We start from the raw sequence: 721 nt of genomic DNA, 5'->3' as shown, positions 1-721 counted from the left end.
CGGCGGTGCACCGCCTGCTTGGTGACGCCGAGGGCGGAGCCCACCGCGTCCCACGAGAAGCCCAGCGAGCGGTCGAAGTCCACCGCGGCCGTCACCAGCGTCTCGACGCTGTCCCGCAGTTCCTGGGCCAGCCGGACCGTCGGGGCCGGAGCCCTGCCGTAGACGACGAAGCCCGCGGACGGGCCGGAGCGGCGCGGACGGTAGACGTTGCCCAGCTGCGCGGTCAGCGTGCGCAGCGCGTCCACCTGCCGCCGGACCCGCTCGATGTCCCGCACCAACAGGTGCAGACTTGCACGCGCTTGGGCGTCGTGGGTTGCGTGGTCGGCCATGAACAAGCCTCTCGAACCGGCGTTGGAGGGATCGGACCGCGTACGACGGCCCCCTTCGGTCAATCTCACTTGACCAACGCCTCACCGGGCCATGTGGTCACGCAACAGGGGCGTATGAGCATCCGCGCGGGGCGCACGGGCGTGCGTACGCCCCCTGCCCTTCGGCCCTGACGACCTGCTCCGCCTCCACCGCGCACCAGGTCGTTAGACTGGTGCGCTGCCCGTCGTCACGTTCCGCCCCGAGAGGCAGTGCGCCACCCATGAAGCTGGTCTTCGCAGGCACCCCCGAGGTCGCCGTCCCCGCCCTGGACGCCCTGATCGCCTCCGAGCGCCACGAGGTGGCGGCCGTCGTCACCCGCCCCGACGCGCCCGCGGGCCGCGGCCGCCGGCTG

General features: G+C 73.0%; 1 protein-coding gene and 1 pseudogene. One reads left to right on the top strand and one right to left on the bottom strand.

Annotation, left to right across the window (positions count from 1 at the left end):
• The coding region (locus IH13_RS0115310; protein WP_031084755.1) for a hypothetical protein at nucleotides 1-329 on the bottom strand (329 nt) is incomplete at its 3' end.
• 260 nt (nucleotides 330-589) lie between these two features.
• On the opposite strand from IH13_RS0115310, the pseudogene IH13_RS42340 reads away from it, so the two are divergent.
• Nucleotides 590-721: pseudogene (locus tag IH13_RS42340) on the top strand (methionyl-tRNA formyltransferase); the annotation flags it as partial.

Origin of the sequence: Streptomyces sp. NRRL WC-3549 (genome assembly GCF_000721935.1) — a bacterium.
In the GTDB taxonomy this organism is placed as follows: Bacteria; Actinomycetota; Actinomycetes; order Streptomycetales; family Streptomycetaceae; genus Streptomyces.
Note: the sequence above shows the minus strand (reverse complement) of the source record. Positions and strands in the feature narration are given on the sequence as shown.